This is a genomic window from Pseudomonas sp. URIL14HWK12:I6, from assembly GCF_000514195.1.
In the GTDB taxonomy this organism is placed as follows: domain Bacteria; phylum Pseudomonadota; class Gammaproteobacteria; order Pseudomonadales; family Pseudomonadaceae; genus Aquipseudomonas; species Aquipseudomonas putida_A.
In genome coordinates this window covers 355,905-372,968 of the sequence record NZ_AZVL01000004.1, presented here as the reverse complement: position 1 = coordinate 372,968, position 17,064 = coordinate 355,905, and the positions used below count along the sequence as shown (strand labels likewise).

At 61.3% G+C, this 17,064-nt stretch carries 16 protein-coding genes; 9 read left to right on the top strand and 7 right to left on the bottom strand.

Annotated features, from left to right (window positions below):
* Positions 1 to 21: 21 nt before the first annotated feature.
* Entirely contained in the window at positions 22 to 873 is an 852-nt protein-coding gene (locus H043_RS0109920) for a CAP domain-containing protein (protein WP_027611717.1), read from the top strand.
* 619 nt (positions 874 to 1,492) lie between these two features.
* Here H043_RS0109920 and H043_RS0109915 read toward each other — a convergent pair.
* The 5 genes from H043_RS0109915 to H043_RS0109895 all read right to left on the bottom strand — a co-directional run bounded on the left by H043_RS0109915 (position 1,493) and on the right by H043_RS0109895 (position 7,574).
* Positions 1,493 to 1,951, bottom strand: coding sequence for a transposase (locus H043_RS0109915; protein ID WP_027611716.1), 459 nt, complete (start codon positions 1,949 to 1,951; stop codon positions 1,493 to 1,495).
* Positions 1,952 to 2,577: 626 nt separating this feature from the next.
* Entirely contained in the window at positions 2,578 to 2,733 is a 156-nt protein-coding gene (locus tag H043_RS29685) for a DUF2474 family protein (protein ID WP_081730198.1), read from the bottom strand.
* Positions 2,720 to 3,736, bottom strand: a complete 1,017-nt coding sequence (gene cydB, locus H043_RS0109905; protein ID WP_027611715.1) for a cytochrome d ubiquinol oxidase subunit II — start codon at positions 3,734 to 3,736, stop codon at positions 2,720 to 2,722. The genes H043_RS29685 and cydB overlap by 14 nt, the downstream gene beginning before the upstream one ends.
* 3 nt (positions 3,737 to 3,739) lie before the next feature.
* Complete coding sequence (locus H043_RS0109900) at positions 3,740 to 5,143, bottom strand: cytochrome ubiquinol oxidase subunit I (protein ID WP_027611714.1); 1,404 nt, start codon at positions 5,141 to 5,143, stop codon at positions 3,740 to 3,742.
* A 106-nt stretch (positions 5,144 to 5,249) separates the two neighbouring features.
* Positions 5,250 to 7,574, bottom strand: a complete 2,325-nt coding sequence (locus H043_RS0109895; protein WP_027611713.1) for an FdhF/YdeP family oxidoreductase — start codon at positions 7,572 to 7,574, stop codon at positions 5,250 to 5,252.
* A gap of 357 nt (positions 7,575 to 7,931) precedes the next feature.
* Here H043_RS0109895 and moaA point away from each other — a divergent pair, with 357 nt between their 5' ends.
* Complete coding sequence (gene moaA / locus H043_RS0109890; protein ID WP_027611712.1) at positions 7,932 to 8,930, top strand: GTP 3',8-cyclase MoaA; 999 nt, start codon at positions 7,932 to 7,934, stop codon at positions 8,928 to 8,930.
* 35 nt (positions 8,931 to 8,965) lie between these two features.
* Positions 8,966 to 9,865, top strand: a complete 900-nt coding sequence (locus H043_RS0109885; protein WP_027611711.1) for a bestrophin family protein — start codon at positions 8,966 to 8,968, stop codon at positions 9,863 to 9,865.
* A gap of 257 nt (positions 9,866 to 10,122) precedes the next feature.
* On the opposite strand, the gene glp is transcribed toward H043_RS0109885, so the two are convergent.
* Both glp and moaB read right to left on the bottom strand, forming a co-directional pair.
* Positions 10,123 to 11,328: a gephyrin-like molybdotransferase Glp gene (gene glp, locus H043_RS0109880; RefSeq protein ID WP_027611710.1), complete on the bottom strand. Its 1,206-nt coding sequence runs from the start codon at positions 11,326 to 11,328 to the stop codon at positions 10,123 to 10,125.
* On the bottom strand, positions 11,325 to 11,864 hold the full coding sequence (gene moaB / locus H043_RS0109875) for a molybdenum cofactor biosynthesis protein B (RefSeq protein WP_027611709.1): 540 nt from the start codon (positions 11,862 to 11,864) through the stop codon (positions 11,325 to 11,327). The genes glp and moaB overlap by 4 nt, the downstream gene beginning before the upstream one ends.
* A 285-nt stretch (positions 11,865 to 12,149) precedes the next feature.
* On the opposite strand from moaB, the gene H043_RS0109870 reads away from it, so the two are divergent.
* From H043_RS0109870 to chrA, 6 genes are all read left to right on the top strand, one after another.
* Complete coding sequence (locus H043_RS0109870; RefSeq protein WP_027611708.1) at positions 12,150 to 13,049, top strand: LysR family transcriptional regulator; 900 nt, start codon at positions 12,150 to 12,152, stop codon at positions 13,047 to 13,049.
* Between the two features lie 245 nt (positions 13,050 to 13,294).
* Positions 13,295 to 14,152, top strand: a complete 858-nt coding sequence (gene fdhD, locus H043_RS0109865; RefSeq protein WP_027611707.1) for a formate dehydrogenase accessory sulfurtransferase FdhD — start codon at positions 13,295 to 13,297, stop codon at positions 14,150 to 14,152.
* Positions 14,149 to 14,634, top strand: a complete 486-nt coding sequence (gene moaC, locus H043_RS0109860; RefSeq protein WP_027611706.1) for a cyclic pyranopterin monophosphate synthase MoaC — start codon at positions 14,149 to 14,151, stop codon at positions 14,632 to 14,634. The genes fdhD and moaC overlap by 4 nt, the downstream gene beginning before the upstream one ends.
* On the top strand, positions 14,631 to 14,882 hold the full coding sequence (locus H043_RS0109855; RefSeq protein WP_027611705.1) for a MoaD/ThiS family protein: 252 nt from the start codon (positions 14,631 to 14,633) through the stop codon (positions 14,880 to 14,882). Before moaC ends, H043_RS0109855 begins: the two co-directional genes overlap by 4 nt.
* Before the next feature lie 2 nt (positions 14,883 to 14,884).
* A complete protein-coding gene (gene moaE, locus H043_RS0109850; protein WP_027611704.1) occupies positions 14,885 to 15,346 on the top strand; it encodes a molybdopterin synthase catalytic subunit MoaE in 462 nt (153 codons plus the stop codon).
* 189 nt (positions 15,347 to 15,535) lie between these two features.
* Positions 15,536 to 16,879, top strand: coding sequence for a chromate efflux transporter (chrA, locus tag H043_RS0109845; protein WP_027611703.1), 1,344 nt, complete (start codon positions 15,536 to 15,538; stop codon positions 16,877 to 16,879).
* The last annotated feature ends 185 nt before the right edge of the window (positions 16,880 to 17,064 follow it).

Genomic DNA, 17,064 nt, shown 5'->3' with positions numbered 1-17,064 from the left:
CTCAGCTCAAGGGAGATTTCCATGCGCTTCATGCCATCCGTCTTGCGTTTTGCCGCGCTGTCCGTGGGCCTGGCCGTGGCCGCCTCGGCCATGGCTGCCGACGAGTCGCAACTGATCGAGTCGATCAATGCCTACCGCAGCCAACCGCAGCGTTGCGGCAGCCAGGCGTCCAGTGAACTGCCACCGCTGTCGGCCGATCCACGGCTGAGACTGCCGGCCGCCGGTGCGGTCGATCTGCAACAGGCCATGGCCAGCGCCAGCTACCCGATGGTCAACGTGCAGGCGATCACCCTCAACGGCCCACGGGATGCGGCGTCGGCGATGAAGGCGATTCAGGAGAGCTTCTGTCAGGTGGTGCTGGATCCGCAGTTCGTCGATGTCGGTGTCAGCCGTGCTGATCGTGACTGGCGCATTGTGCTGGCGCGACCGTTGCTCTCGGCGAAACTCGGTGATGCGCAGAGCGAAGGCCAGAAGTTGCTCGAACAACTCAACGCCGCCCGCGCCCAGCCGCGCCAATGCGGCGGCCAGGCCTTTGCCGCGGCCGGGCCACTGGCCTGGAACGCGAGCCTGGGCACGATTTCCCAGGATCACAGCCGCGACATGGCCAACAACAACTACTTCGACCACAAGGACCGCGACGGCCGCACACCCGGAGACCGCGCCGAACTGGCCGGCTACAGCGGTCAACTGGTCGGCGAAAACATCGCCGCCGGGCAAGACACCGTGCGCAAGGTCGTCGACGGCTGGCTCGCCAGCCCCGGCCACTGCGCCAACCTGATGAACCCGCAATACAAAGAACTCGGCGCCGCCTACGCGACCGATCCAAAGAGCAGCGCCGGGATCTACTGGACGGCGATGTTTGGGGCGCAGTAACTCCTCTTCAGAAAACACCGAAGATCCGATGTGGGGATTGGTGGTGGATGAAGGATTCGGGGCTGGCCGCGATCAAGGGTGGGAGTGGGCTTGCTCACGAAGGGGCCGGCACATTCAACATCGGTGTCGACTGAGCGGACGCCTTCGCGAGCAAGCCCGCTCCCACTGGGGATCGTCGGTGAATGAAGGATTTGCGGCTGGCCGCGATCAAGGGTGGGAGTGGGCTTGCTCACGAAGGGGCCGGCACATTCAGCATCGGTATCGACTGAGCGGACGCCTTCGCGAGCAAGCCCGCTCCCACAGGGGATTGTCGCTGAATGAAGATTTCGGGGCTGGCCGCGATCAAGGGTGGGAGTGGGCTTACTCACGAAGGGGCCGGCACATTCAGCATCGGTATCGACTGAGCGGACGCCTTCGCGAGCAAGCCCGCTCCCACAGGGGATTGTCGCTGAATGAAGATTTCGGGGCTGGCCGCGATCAAGGGTGGGAGTGGGCTTACTCACGAAGGGGCCGGCACATTCAGCATCGGTGGCGACTGACCTGACGCTTTCGCGAGCAAGCCCGCTCCCACAGGGATCGCGTTTATTCTGATGCAAGGCGGTGAATGCACATCCTGAGTTCAAACCCAGATCGCATCCCATAACGGATAGTCACCGAGTTTTTTTACCAGTCCGGCCCGCAGTGGATTAGCCACTACATAGCGGGCCAGTTTCACCAGATCCTCCTCTCGACGTAATGCATGATCATGAAAACCTTGCTGCCAAAGGCCTCCGGATCTACCGCTCGCTGTGTTGACTGAACGAGTACTCAGGGATTTGACCTGGCACATCAATTGGCCAAGTGTTCCTTTTTGCAATTGGATCAGCCAATGAAAATGATCGGGCATAACCACCCATGCCAATGTGTCGGCAAATCCCTCTTCCTGCGCCTGCCTGAACTGATGCACAACCAACCGGCCGAGCCTGTAATCCGTGAACACCGGCTCACGCCCCAAAGTATTGGCGGTTAGTAGGTAGATCTGATTTTCTTCGCAATGACGGCCGGTTCGCAGGCGATGTGATGAGTAACGCTTGGGCATTCCTTTGCCTTGTTCATGGTTGAATTCAAAAAAAGGCTAGATCAGCCATCACAGTGCGCCGAACATGTTTGTTGGCAGGATGTGTCTGTGCACCAGAAAAAGGGTGGGAGTGGGCTTGCTCACGAAGAGGCCAGCACATTCAGCATCAGTGTCAGCTGACCTGACGCTTTCGCGAGCAAGCCCGCTCCCACAGGGGATTGCTGCTGGATGAAGAATTTGCGGCTGGCCGAAATCCAAGGTGGGATTGGTGGTGGATGAAGAATTCGGGGCTGGCCGCAATCCAGGGTGGGAGTGGGCTTGCTCACGAAGAGGCCGGCACACTCAGCATCAATGTCGGCTGACCTGACGCCTTCGCGAGCAAGCCCGCTCCCACAGGGGATTGCTGCTGGATGAAGAATTTGCGGCTAGCCGAAATCCAGGGTGGGATTGGTGGTGGATGAAGGATTGGGGGCTGGCCGCAATCTAGGGTGGGTGTGGGCTTGCTCACGAAGGGGCCGGCACATTCAGCATCGATGTCCACTGAGCGGACGCCTTCGCGAGCAAGCCCGCTCCCACCGGGGACATCTGCGATGTTCAGAATTGCAGGCACAAAAAAAACCGGAGTCATGGCTCCGGTTTTTTTATTGTCAGTGGGTCCTCATCCCCGCTGCATACATCGCCAGTTTCAGCACACTCGCCACCACGGCGAGTGACACGACACTGCCGAACCAGATCAGCAACAACCAGCCCAGGCGCTTGTACCAGCGGCTGGTTTTGACCTCACGCGAATCAATGGTAGCCATCGCCAATCCTCACTTTGCCGCGGAATACGTAGTAGCTCCAGAAGGTGTACATCAGGATCACCGGCAGGATGAACAGTGCGCCGATCAAGGCGAACAACTGGCTCGAAGGCGGAGACGCCGCCGCCCACAGGCTCACCGATGGCGGGATGATGTTTGGCCAGATGCTCAACGCCAGGCCGATGTAACCGAGCAGCATCAACACCAGAGTGAACACGAACGGCCAGTGGGTGTGACGCTGACGCAAGGTGCGCAGCAGCCCGAACAACGCCAGCAGTGCCAGCATCACCAACCCGGCGAACACCATCAAGTGCCCGCTGGTCGACCAGCGAGTGCCCAATTCCGGGTGCAACTTCAGTGTCCACGTGCCAATCACCACCACCATAGCCGTCAGCAACCACGCCAGCGGCCGGGTGAACAGACGCATCCGCGACTCGAGCATGCCTTCGGTCTTGACCAGCAACCAGGTGCTGCCCAGCAGCGCATAAGCCACCACCAGACCGACGCCGCACACCAGCGGAAACGGCGCCAGCCAGTCCAGGCCGCCACCGGCAAACTGCCGATTCACCACGGGAATACCCGACACGTAGGCGCCGATCGCCACACCCTGGGAGAACGTCGCCAGCAGCGAACCGCCGATGAACGCCTTGTCCCACCAGTGACGCTTTTGCGCTGACGACTTGAAGCGAAACTCGAACGCCACGCCACGGAAAATCAGCCCGCAGAGCATCAGGATCAGCGGCAGGTACAGCGCCTCCAGAATCACCCCGTAGGCCAGTGGAAAGGCGCCATACAACGCCGCACCACCGAGCACCAGCCAGGTTTCGTTGCCGTCCCACACCGGGGCGACTGTGTTCATCATCACGTCGCGCTCCTGCTCATCCGGGATCAGCGGAAACAGGATGCCCAGGCCCAGATCGAAGCCGTCCATGATCACGTACATCATCACCCCGAAGGCGATGATCACACCCCAGATCAACGAGAGATCGATACCTTGAATACCCATGACTCAGTGCTCCTTCATCGGCGCGGTAGCCGCCGAAATAGGCCGGCGCGGGGTTTGCAACTGATCGCCCTCCGGCGGATGTTCGTGATGCGGCTGCGGGCCCTTCTTCACCAGTTTCATCATGTAGCCGATGCCCACGGTGAACACCGAGCAGTAGATCACCACGAACAGCAACAGCGAGGTGCTCATCTGCGCCACCGAGTGGTGCGACGCGGCGTCATGGGTGCGCATCAGGCCGTAAACCACCCACGGCTGACGCCCGACTTCGGTAGTGATCCAGCCGGCCAGCAACGCGATCAACCCGCTCGGCCCCATCAGCAACACCAGACGCTGGAAGCCGCGATGCTGATAGAGCCTGCCGCCACGGCGCAGCGCCAGACCGAGCAGACCGACGAGGATCATCAACATGCCCAGCCCGGCCATCACGCGGAAACTCCAGAAGATGATGGTCGAGTTCGGCCGGTCTTCTTTCGGGAAGCTCTTGAGCGCCGGGATCTGCTTGTCGAGGCTGTGGGTCAGGATCAGGCTACCGAGGTACGGGATTTCCAGCGCGTATTTGGTCTTCTCCGCCTGCATGTCGGGGATGCCGAACAGCACCAGCGGTGTCGGGCCGTTGTCGGCGTTTTCCCAGTGGCCCTCGATGGCGGCGATTTTTGCCGGTTGATGCTCCAGGGTGTTCAAGCCATGGGCGTCACCGACCACCGCCTGAATCGGCGCCACGATCAGCGCCATCCACAACGCCATGGAAAACATCCTGCGCACCGGCGCGGTATTGTTGCCGCGCAGCAAATGCCAGGCCGCCGACGAGCCAACGAAGAAGGCCGTGGCGACGAACGCGGCGATCGCCATGTGCGCCAGACGGAACGGAAACGACGGGTTGAACACGATCGCCAGCCAGTCCAGCGGCATCACCCGACCGTCGACAATTTCAAAGCCCTGCGGCGTCTGCATCCAGCTGTTGGAGGCGAGAATCCAGAACGTTGAAATCAGCGTGCCAATGGCAACCATCACCGTGGCAAAGAAGTGCAAGCCACGGCCGACGCGGTTCCAGCCGAACAGCATGACCCCGAGGAAACCGGCCTCAAGGAAGAACGCCGTCAGCACCTCATAGGTCAGCAACGGCCCGGTGATGCTCCCGGCGAAGTCGGAAAAGCCGCTCCAGTTGGTGCCGAACTGGTACGCCATGACCAGCCCCGAGACCACGCCCATGCCGAAGTTGACGGCAAAGATCTTCGACCAGAAGTGGTAGAGATCGCGGTAGGTGTCGTCACGGGTTTTCAGCCACAGGCCTTCGAGTACCGCGAGGAAACTCGCCAGGCCGATGGTGATCGCCGGGAAGATAATGTGGAACGAAACCGTGAACGCGAATTGAATTCGCGCCAGGTCCAGTGCCTCCATGTTGAGCATGATGATGTCCTCATCCAGGCTGAAAAGCGGCAGCACGTCGCCGGGCCACCGCCAGGCGCGAACGCCTGCAGCCAGTCAAATTGCCAAGGTTTTTATAAGTAGCGGGTCAGGCCAGCGATGACGGGATCAGGTTGCTGACCTTGGCCGCTTCGAGGCGAATCGCGACGAATTTCGAGGTCGGCGTGTAGGTCCGGTCGCCATAGCTTTCCAGCGGCACCAGCGGGTTGGTTTCCGGGTAGTACGCCGCCGCCTGACCGGGCGGAATGTCGTAGGCGATCAGGGTGAACCCGCTGACCCGGCGCTCGCGCTCGTCATCCCACAGCGCCACCAGATCGACCTTCTGCCCCGGTTCGAAACCGAGACGCTGGATGTCCTGCTCGTTGGCGAAGATCACGTCGCGCATGCCATAGACCCCGCGATAACGGTCGTCGAGGCCATACAGCGTGGTGTTGTACTGATCGTGGGAGCGCATGGTCTGCAGGATCAGATCCGGCTTGACCGGCAGGTTGCGCACGCCTTCGCTGATCAGGTGTTCCGGCAGCACGCACGGGGTGAACTGGGCTTTGCCCGACTCGGTGTTCCAGACCCGATCCGAGGCGTCGTTGCCAAGGTGGAAGCCACCCGGGGTCAGCAGTTTTTCGTTGAAGTTTTCGAAGCCCGGAATCACGTCGCCGATCAGGTTGCGGATGCGTCCGTAATCGCCCACCGCCCACTCCCAGTCGATTGGATGCTTGCCCAAGGTCGCGGCGGCAATCCCGGCAATGATCGCCGGCTCGGACTTCAAGTGCGCCGACTTCGGTTTCAACTGACCGAACGACAAATGCACCATGCTGAAGGTGTCTTCCACGGTCACGCCTTGCGGGCCTTCGGCCTGAATGTCGATGTCGGTGCGACCGAGGCACGGCAGGATCAATGCGTCGCGTCCGGTGACCAGATGGCTGCGGTTGAGCTTGGTCGAAATGTGCACGGTCAGGTCGAGTTTGCGCATCGCTTCGTGAGTGCGCGGGGTGTCCGGCGTGGCTTGAGCGAAGTTGCCGCCCAGACCGATAAACACTTTGGCTTCGCCACGCTCCATCGCACCGATCGCCATCACCGTGTTGTGCCCGTGCATGCGCGGCACTTTGAAGTTGAAGCGTTTTTCCAGGGCGTCCATCAGCTCCTTCGGCGCCAGTTCATTGATGCCCATGGTGCGGTCGCCCTGCACGTTGCTGTGCCCGCGCACCGGCGACAGACCGGCGCCCGGACGGCCAACGTTGCCGCGCAGCAATTGCAGATTGATGACTTCCTGCAGGGTCGGCACCGAGTGCACATGTTGGGTCAGGCCCATGGCCCAGCACATGATCACGCTTTTGGCGCGGCCATACATGCGCGCCGCCAGTTCGATGTCGTGCAACGGCACGCCGGACTGCTCGAGGATGTGCTCCCAAGTCGTGGCGTCGACTTCTGCCAGGTAGCTGTCCAGACCCGAGGTGTGCTCGGCGATAAACGCATGGTCGAACACCGGTTCGCCACCGCTGGCCTGGGCTTCACGCTCCCACTGCAGAAGGAATTTGACCATGCCGCGAATCATCGCCATGTCGCCACCCAGCGCCGGGCGGAAGTACGCGGTGTTGGTCGCTTCCCAACCGTTGCTGAGCATCTCGAGCGGGTTCTGCGGGTTCTGGAAACGTTCCAGGCCACGTTCTTTCAGCGGGTTGATGCACACCACCTGCGCGCCGCGTTTCACCGCTTCACGCAGCGGTTCGAGCATGCGTGGGTGGTTGGTGCCGGGGTTCTGGCCGATGACGAAAATCGCGTCGGCATGATGCAGATCCTCGTAGACCACGGTGCCCTTGCCCACGCCCAGCGTCTCGCCCATGCTCACCGCACTGGCTTCGTGGCACATGTTCGAGCAATCGGGAAAGTTGTTGGTGCCGTAGGCGCGGACGAACAACTGATAGAGAAACGCCGCTTCGTTGCTGGCCCGGCCCGAGGTATAGAACTCGGCCTCGTGCGGCGATTTCAGGCCCTTGAGATGTTCGGCGATCAGCGCGAACGCATCTTCCCAGGTGGTTTCCACATAGCGGTCGACCCGCGCGTCGTAACGCATCGGGTGGGTCAGCCGGCCCTGATATTCCAGCCAGTAGTCGCTCTGCTCGGCCAGGCTCGATACCGTGTACTTGTTGAAGAACGCCGGGTCGACCAAACGCCCGGTAGCCTCCCAGTTCACCGCTTTGGCGCCGTTCTCGCAGAACTTGAGCATGCTCGCACCGGGCGCTTCACCCCACGCACAGCCCGGGCAGTCGAAGCCGCCGTTCTGGTTGGTCTTGAGCATGGCGCGGATGTTTTTCAGGGCGTTTTCACTGCCCAGCCAGCTTTTGGTCAGGCTGATCACAGCCCCCCAACCGGCAGCGGCACCCTTGTAAGGTTTGTAACGGTCGACTTGTGACATGGGACATCTCCATGACGATGCACACAGGCATGAACCTGATCTTGGTTAAACAGCGACGGCCGACTTTGCACAGCAATAAAGTGGTCGTTTCAGTTGCCGGAGCAAGGATATGAACCGTTACAAAACATTGTCTAATCGCTATTTATGACCACATTATCGAAACCCTCTATCACGGCGAAAAACCCTTTATTTACGCGGTGTTGCGAAACTAAAGCGGTAACTTTCCAGAGAAAATAATTGATCATCGACGCGCTCAATCAAGCAGTCATAAACAGTGATTGGACGAGATCTGAAGTTGCCCATAATCTGCGCTAACCGGTTCCGTCCATGCGGACTTCCCACTTCTGCGAGGCTGTCATGTCAGAGCGTGTCTTGATCGATGGTTACAACCGCCGCGTCGACTATCTGCGCATGTCGGTCACCGACCGCTGCGACTTCCGCTGCGTGTATTGCATGGCCGAGGACATGCAGTTTCTGCCGCGTCAGCAGGTGCTGACGCTGGAGGAGATTTATCAACTGGCGCAGAGCTTCGTGACGCTGGGCACGCGCAAGATTCGCCTGACCGGCGGCGAGCCGCTGATTCGTCCGGGCGTGGTCAAGCTGTGCGAGCAGATCGCCGCCCTGCCCGGCCTGCGTGAACTGTGCATGACCACCAATGGCTCGCAGCTGGGCAAACTCGCCGCGCCGTTGTTCGACGCCGGGGTCAAGCGGCTGAACATCAGCCTCGACAGCCTCGACCCGGATCGTTTCAAGCAAATGACCCGCACCGGTGATCTGGCACAGGTGATCAGCGGCATCGATGCGGCGCGCAAGGCCGGTTTCATCCGAACCAAACTCAACGTGGTGGTGATGCAGGGGCGCAACGATCAGGAGATCAACGATCTGGTGAGCTTTGCCATCGACCGCCAGCTCGACGTCTCCTTCATCGAGGAAATGCCGCTGGGGATCATCAGCGAACACAGCCGCGCCGAGTCGTTTTTCTCCAGCGCCCAGGTGCGCGAAAAAATCGCCGAGCGCTACACCCTGATCGACTCCGCCGAGTCGACCCAGGGCCCGTCGCGCTACTGGCGGCTGGCCGAGGCGCCAGACATTCGTCTGGGCTTTATCTCGCCGCACAGCCACAATTTCTGCGGTACTTGCAACCGGGTGCGGCTGACTGTCGAGGGGCGCCTGCTACTGTGTCTGGGTAACGAGCATTCGATGGATCTCAAAGCCGTGTTGCGCGCTCATCCGGGGCAACCAGAGCGGCTGGAGAAGGCCATCATCGAAGCGATGAAACTCAAGCCGTATCGGCACAATTTCGAAGTGAACGACGACGTTCAGGTCGTGCGCTTCATGAACATGACCGGCGGCTGAGCCGCCCTCACCCTGCGTAACCGGGATCACCCAGCATGATCATCAGACCCAAGGTCAACCAATTCGCCATCCTCTTCACCCTCAAGGGTTCGATCGCCAAACGTATCGCCCTGCGCACCCTGATGGTCACCCTGCTGGCTTCTGCCATCGTGCTGATTGAAATGCTCCATCCGAGCAACTTCACCAAGGTCAACGCCACGCCGTTCACCCTGCTCGGGCTGTCGCTGTCGATCTTCATGAATTTTCGCAACAACGCCTGCTACGACCGCTGGTATGAAGCGCGCAAGGCCTGGGGGGATGTGCTGGTGCACATCCGTTCGGTGATTCGCGAAACCCATGTCATCCGCGAATCGGCGCAGCGCAAGCCGTTGCTGCTCAACCTCTGCGGGTTTGCTCATGCGCTGAATGCGCGGTTGCGTCGGGAAAGCGAAGCGGCGGCCAGCAGCAAGTGGATCACCCCGCAACACGATGCGCGGGTGCCGGACTACAGTGGACGGATTCTGCAGCAGGTCGGCCAGCAATGTTCGGATCTGCATCAAAGCGGCGAACTGAGCGAGTGGCGCTACATGCTGCTGGCCAATCACCTGACCAGCCTGACCCAGGCACAAGCGGTGTGCGAGCGGATCAAGAACACCCCGCTGCCCTTCCCCTACACCTTGCTGCTGCACCGCACGATTTACCTGTTCTGCATCCTGCTGCCGTTCGCCATGGCCGAACCGCTGGGCTGGCTGACCCCGCTGTTCACGGCGATTGTCAGCTACACGTTCTTTGGTCTGGATGCGATTGCCGATGAACTGGAAGACCCGTTCGGCCGCGACGAAAACGATTTGGCGACCGACTCGCTGGTGCGCACCATCGAGCGTGACATTCTCAGCGAACTGGGCGAAACCGACCTGCCGCCGATGTTGCTGCCGGTGGACTATGTGCTGAGCTGAGCTCGCTCCCTCTGTAGGAGTGAGCCTGCTCGCGATAGCGGTCGCCCAGTCAGTAAAGATGTTGACTGTGCCGCCGTCATCGCGAGCAGGCTCACTCCTACAGGTTCCATGTACACCCCGCAGAATGGCTGATCATCACACATCCAAATGTGGGAGCGAGCCTGCTCGCGAAAAGTGCTTGTCAGTCAACATTGATGTTGTATGACACGCCGCCTTCGCGAGCAGGCTCGCTCCCACAGTTTTGATTCGTGTTGGGGTCAGAACAGTTCACTGAAGGGAATGAAGCGCAGCTCATCCCCGATGTTGTGAGTACTGTTTTCCGGCACTTCCACCAGCCCATCGGCCCAGGTCGCTCCGAGCAAAACGCCGGAACTCTGGTTCGGATACAACACCGCGCGCCCCGCCTCCAGCCGCACCCGCAAGTACTCTCGACGACTGCCAGCCTTGTTCCAGGCGAACCCGGCATTCACCGTAAAGCTCAACGGCATGACCTCTTCCACGCCCTGAATGCGCAGCAGGTACGGTCGCGCCAGCAGGCCAAAAGTTACCAGCGCCGAGGTCGGATTGCCCGGCAGGCCAATCACCGGCACCGTGCCGAAATGGCCCACGGTCAGCGGTTTTCCAGGCTTGATCGCCAACTTCCACAGCAGCGGTTTGCCGTCCTCGCGCAGCACCTGCCCAAGGCAATCGGCATCGCCGGCAGACACCCCGCCGGTGGTCAGGATCAGGTCAGCCGCCACTTGCAGTTGCTCAAGTTTGAGCCGCGTCTGCGCCGGGCGATCCGGGAGGATCCCGGCGTCGATCACCTCGCAGCCCAGTTCCTTCAGCCAGTGGCCGAGCAGCACACGATTGCTGTTGTAGATGCTGCCGGGACGCAGCGGCAGGCCCGGCTCGACCAGTTCGTCACCGGTGGACAGCAGCGCCACGCGCGGGCGCCGCACCACGTGCACCTGTGCCAGCCCTTGCCCGGCGGCGACCGCCAGTTCGAACGGCCCGAGGCGTTTGCCGGCACGCAGCAGGATGTCGCCGACGCGGTTTTCCTGACCCTGCGCGCGAATGTTCTGCCCCGCTTTCAGCGGCTGCAAAAAGCGTACGCGGCCGTCCTCGAGTACTTCGACGTTCTCCTGCATCTCGACGCAGGTAGCGCCTGGTGGCAACGGTGCGCCGGTAAAGATCCGCGCGCAGGTGCCGGGCAATAGCGCGTCGGGTGCCAGACCGGCGTAGACCTTCTGCGACACCTTCAGCGGCTGACGATGCAGATCGGCCAGGTTCAAGGCATAACCGTCCATGGCGCTATTCGGCCACGGCGGCAAGTCGAGCGAGGCGACCAGATCACTGGCCAGCACCCGCCCACGTGCCTCGTCGAGCGGCAGAATTTCGCTATCGGCCAGACGTTGCTCATTGGCCATGCCGAGCAATTGGTCGAGGGCGTCCTCGACCGGCATCAACCCTGCCTTACTCATCCGCGCGGCCCGCAGGCAGCGACTGATTTGAGGTGCGGCACAAAGTTGCACGGGCGGTGGCGGTTATCCAGTTGCTCGGCGAGGATACCTTCCCACGCTGTGCGACAGGCACCGGTCGAACCCGGCAGGCAGCACACCAGCGTGCCGTTGGACAGCCCGGCCAGCGCTCGGCTTTGCACGGTCGAGGTGCCGATGTCGAGAATCGAAATGGCGCGGAACAACTCGCCAAACCCGTCGATCTGCTTGTCGAGCAGACAGGCCACCGCTTCCGGCGTGCTGTCGCGCCCGGTGAAACCAGTGCCGCCAGTGATCAGCACCACCTGAATGCTGTCGTCGGCAATCCAGTGCGCGACCTGGGCGCGGATCTTGTACAGGTCATCCTTGAGCAGGTTGCGTTCGCTCAAGGTATGACCGGCCTCCAGCAAGCGGCTGACCAGCAATTGGCCGGACGTGTCGCTCGCATAATCGCGAGTATCGCTGACGGTCAGTACGGCTATGTTCAGTGGGACAAACAGGGCATCCGCTTTCGCACTCATGGGAATCTCCGGCAGTAGTCAATCAGATTGCCAAGCAGCCTAAGTGCCACTTATGAGTACTGTCTAATCACTCTGGCCAACCACATTATCGAGCTGCTCTATCGGCGCCGTTGACCTCGGCCAACGCCTTTGAAACCATGGGCGATAGAGCTGATCGATAGGCTTTTCAATTCTTCCGATTGGACGCAGATACAGGCAGGTGAGATCGTCACACCTCGCGTTTTTCGTGCGCTGCGCGCATCTGCGTCAATACTCCATTCAATTTCTCAACGAGCAGGTGCCTTCGTGGACATCAAACAACTCAAGTTCCTGATCGCACTGGACGAAACGCGACACTTCGGCCAGGCCGCCGCCCGCTGCCACATCACCCAGCCGACCCTGTCGATGCGTCTGCGCAATCTGGAAGATGAGCTGGATCTGGTGCTGGTCAATCGCGGTCAGCGCTTCGAGGGTTTCACCCAGGCCGGCGAACGGGTGCTGGCCTGGGCGCGCACACTGCTGGCCGCGCATGACGGTCTTTTCGCCGAAGCGGCGGCCTGCCGCGGGCAACTGGTCGGTAGCTTGCGCCTGGGTCTGGTGCCGCTGAGCAATTTCAACCCGGTCAATTACATTCAGAGTTTGTCCGGGACCTATCCGGAGCTGAAATTCAGCCTGTCGTCGGGGAGTTCCGACGAGATCATCGCCGGCCTGGGCAACAACCAATTGGATCTGGGCGTGTGCTACCTCGACCACGTCAACCCGAACTATTTCGATTTTTTCGAGATCGGCGAAACCCGCGTCGGTCTGCTTTACGACAACCGTCACTACCATTTCGAAGGCTCGGAAATGAGCTGGGAAGACGCCGCCGAACTGCCGCTGGGGATGATCACCACCGGCATGCATTACCGCAAATCCATCGACCTGAGCTTCCGCAGTCGCGGGCTCAATCCGCAGCCGATCATGGAAAGTGATTCGACCTACCAGTTGCTGCAGGCGATTCACCAGGGTTTCTGCTGCTCGATCATGCCACTGGACAGCGGGCTGGAAGAGCCGATCGAACACCTGTCGTTCATGCAACTGCCGGATGCCAGCGTGCTGGCGCCACTGGGGCTGGTAATGCGCAAGACCGAGCCGCGTTCGGCGATAGCCGAGAAGTGTTTTGCCGAGGCGCGCAAGTTGTTCGGGGTTGAGTTGCCGGTTGCTTGAGTGATCTCTCCAGACATTGATGCTGGCTGTCAGACCGTCTTCGCGAGCAAGCCCGCTCCCACAGGTTGAATGCATTTCAATTGTGGGAGCGGGCTTGCTCGCGAAGAGGACCGCCCAGCGAATACACATTTTGGATATAACAGCGGTGATCGACCCACCCAATCACCAGATCAGAACAAGCGATTGGACGCACTTTCACCACCCCCGTAGCCTGAACTCACTTCAGCGCTTCGGGACTTTTCAAGATGCTCTGCCACGTCGAATCCAACACCGAATCCAACACCGAATCCAACACCGAACCCAACGCCCCCGCCCCGCAACCGTCACAGGTGGCGTTTCGCGAATACCTGCCGCACGCCCCGCTCTCGCACGTCGCCCTGGCCGCGGAGATCGCCCTGGCGATCACCTTCAATGGCCTGAGCCAGGCGGTGATGATGGTCTCGCCCGGCAACCTTGAAGATTTCATCCGGGGCTTCAGCCTGAGCAACGCGATCATCGACAGCGTCGACGAGATCTACGACATCCGCCTGAGCCATTTCGATCAGGCCTGTCAGGCCGAGGTGCAGATATCCAGCCGGGCGTTCTGGGCGCTGAAAGATCATCGTCGGCAGATGGCCGGCACCAGCGGCTGCGGCATCTGTGGCGTCGAGGCGCTGGAGCAGGCGTTGCCGCAACTGCAGATTCTGCAACCCTGCGCGCTGCCGCCGGCCGCGCATTTTGACGGTATCCGCCAACGCATCGAACAGGCTCAGCAACTGGCCCGCAGCAGCGGCGCCCTGCACGCGGCGCTGTACTTCGATGCCAGCGGTGAGGCGCTGTTGTGCCGCGAAGACATTGGCCGGCACAACGCCCTCGACAAGCTGATCGGCGCGATGCAAATCGCTGACGTCGATGCGCGCCAGGGCTTCGTGGTGGTCACCAGCCGTTGCAGCCTGGAGCTGATCCACAAAGCCGTGCGCGCCCGACTTGGCACCCTTGTCAGCCTGTCCGCCCCCACCGCGTTGACCGTGCGTTGGGCGCTCAAGCATCGGCTCAATCTGATCCACGTACCGCACCGCAACGCCCCCCGAATCTACAGCCCGATCCAGGAGCTTTTGCCATGAGCAACACCCTCACCCACCTTGACGATCAGGGCCGCGCCAACATGGTCGACGTCAGCGACAAAGCCGCGACTCGCCGCGAAGCCACGGCGCAGGCCTGGGTGCAGATGCGCCCGGAAACGCTGCAGATGATCCAGGCCAACGGTCACCCCAAGGGCGACGTTTTCGCCGTGGCGCGCATCGCCGGAATCCAGGCGGCCAAACGCACCCACGAACTGATCCCGCTGTGCCATGCGCTGCTGCTCAGCTCGATTCACGTTGAACTCAAGGCCTGCGAACCGGACCGCGTGCAGATCACCAGCACCTGCCGCCTCACCGGCCAGACCGGCGTCGAACTTGAAGCCCTGACCGCCGCCAGCGTCGCGGCGCTGACCATTTACGACATGTGCAAAGCCGTGGACCGGGCCATGGTCATCGGCGACATCCGCCTGCTGAGCAAACAGGGCGGCCGCTCCGGACACTTTCAATGGGAGGACGCGCAATGATCCTGATCAACTACTTCGCCAGCTACCGTGACCGCCTCAATCTGGGCGGTGAAAAAATCCCCCTGAGCGACGACCTGAACTGCATCGAGGACGTGCGGCAGATGCTCATGGCCCGTGGTGAGGAATGGCGCGAAGTGCTTGGCGCCGGCAACCTGATGTGTGCGTTGAATCAGGAGCTGTGCCAACCGAGCGCGGCCATTGAAGACTTCGACGAGATCGCGTTTTTCCCACCGGTCACCGGGGGCTGAGCATGACGGTTCGAGTCCAGTACAAAAGTTTCGATGTCGGCCAGTTGACCGCCGACTTGCATGCGCGCAATCCACGGGTCGGCGCGGTGGTGAATTTCATCGGCTATGTGCGCGATCTGAACATTGGCCAGAGCGTGAACGAGCTGTTCCTCGAGCACTATCCGGGCATGACCGAAAAAGCCCTCGAACGGATCGCCGACGAGGCACGCGAGCGCTGGCCGCTGCTGGGTGTGGAGATTGTGCATCGGGTCGGCGCGCTGGCGGTCAGCGAGCCGATCGTGTTCGTCGGTGTCAGCAGCAAGCACCGGCACATGGCGTTCGAAGCCTGCGCGTTCATCATGGATGTGCTCAAGACCCACGCGCCGTTCTGGAAGCGCGAGAACACGGCGCAGGGTTCGCATTGGGTCGAGGCGCGGGAGAGTGACCAGAATGCGGCGCTGCGCTGGAGTCTGGCGCATGCCTGATCCTGCGAGGGAGCCTGGCGAATCATCGCACCGTCCCGCTGGGGCGCTAAGCGGCCTCAAAAAAGCGGGACTGCTTCGCAGCCCGGCGGGAGCAAGCTCCCTCGCCACAGGTTCAGCTTACCGATAGCACTTTTTCATAAAAGCCTGATTAGATAGCGGCTCCGACAGCATCTACCGCAGGAGCCGCGTTTGAACCCCTCATCTGAAGACCTGCCCAAACCCGCTCCCGTCACCCTGCGCCAGGCCTGGCGCTTCTGGCTCAAGCTCGGCTGCATCGGTTTCGGTGGCCCCGCCGGGCAGATCGCGATCATGCATCAGGAACTGGTCGAGCGCCGGCGCTGGATCTCCGAGCAGCGCTTTCTGCATGCACTCAACTACTGCATGTTGCTGCCCGGCCCCGAGGCCCAGCAACTGGCAACCTACATTGGCTGGCTGTTGCATCGCACCTGGGGCGGGGTGATCGCCGGGGCGCTGTTCGTGCTGCCGTCGCTGTTCATCCTGATTGCGCTGTCGTGGCTGTACATCGCGTTCGGCGATGTACCGGTGGTGGCCGGAATTTTCTATGGAATCAAACCGGCGGTGACCGCGATCGTCTTGCACGCCGCGCACCGTATCGGTTCGCGGGCGCTGAAAAACAGTTGGTTGTGGGCGATCGCCGGGGCGTCATTCGTGGCGATTTTTGCCTTGAATATGCCGTTCCCGCTGATCGTCCTCGGTGCAGCGTTGCTCGGCTATTTTGGCGGACGCCTGGCGCCGCAGCGCTTCAACAATGGCGGGCAGCGCGGCAGTGCCAAATCCTTCGGCCCGGCGCTGATCGATGACGACACGCCGACACCTGAGCATGCGCGATTCAGCCTGCCGAAACTGTGGCGTCTGCTGCTGGTTGGCGCAGCGCTGTGGTGTTTGCCGATGGCGCTGCTGACCGCGCTGTTCGGCTGGGACGGTACGTTCACGCAAATGGGCTGGTTCTTCACCAAAGCCGCGTTGCTGACGTTTGGTGGCGCTTACGCGGTGTTGCCCTACGTCTATCAGGGCGCGGTCGGGCACTACGGCTGGCTGACGCCGACGCAGATGATCGACGGCCTCGCCCTCGGCGAAACCACGCCCGGGCCGTTGATCATGGTGGTGGCGTTTGTCGGTTTCATCGGCGGTTATGTGCAACCGACGTTCGGTGCGGAACATGCATTCGCCGCTGGCGCACTGGCGGCGACGCTGGTGACCTGGTTCACCTTCCTGCCCTCGTTCCTGTTCATCCTCGCCGGCGGGCCGCTGGTGGAATCAACGCACAACGAATTGAAGTTCACTGCACCGCTGACCGCGATCACTGCGGCAGTGGTCGGGGTGATTCTCAACCTGGCGTGTTTCTTCGCTTATCACGTGTTCTGGCCCAACGGATTTGCCGGGCACGCGGATCTGTTTTCGATCGGGCTGGCGCTGCTGGCCGCGTTGGCGCTGTTCATTTTCAAACGCGGGGTGATCGAAGTGTTGATCGTTTGCGCCCTTGCCGGGCTGGGCTTGCACCTGCTTCGCTGAGCGGCGGCCAAAGATGCAGGGGCGCAATCAGCGGTTTACACGCCCGCGGATTGCCCCTTACTATCCGGGCACACCGGTCGGCGGGCCTGCCCCGCCACCGACGTTTTCCGCCAACGGAAACACGCGTTATGAGTACGTCACCACAACAACCAGAAACGTTGAACGTCTCTCGCTCGCGCGCCCTC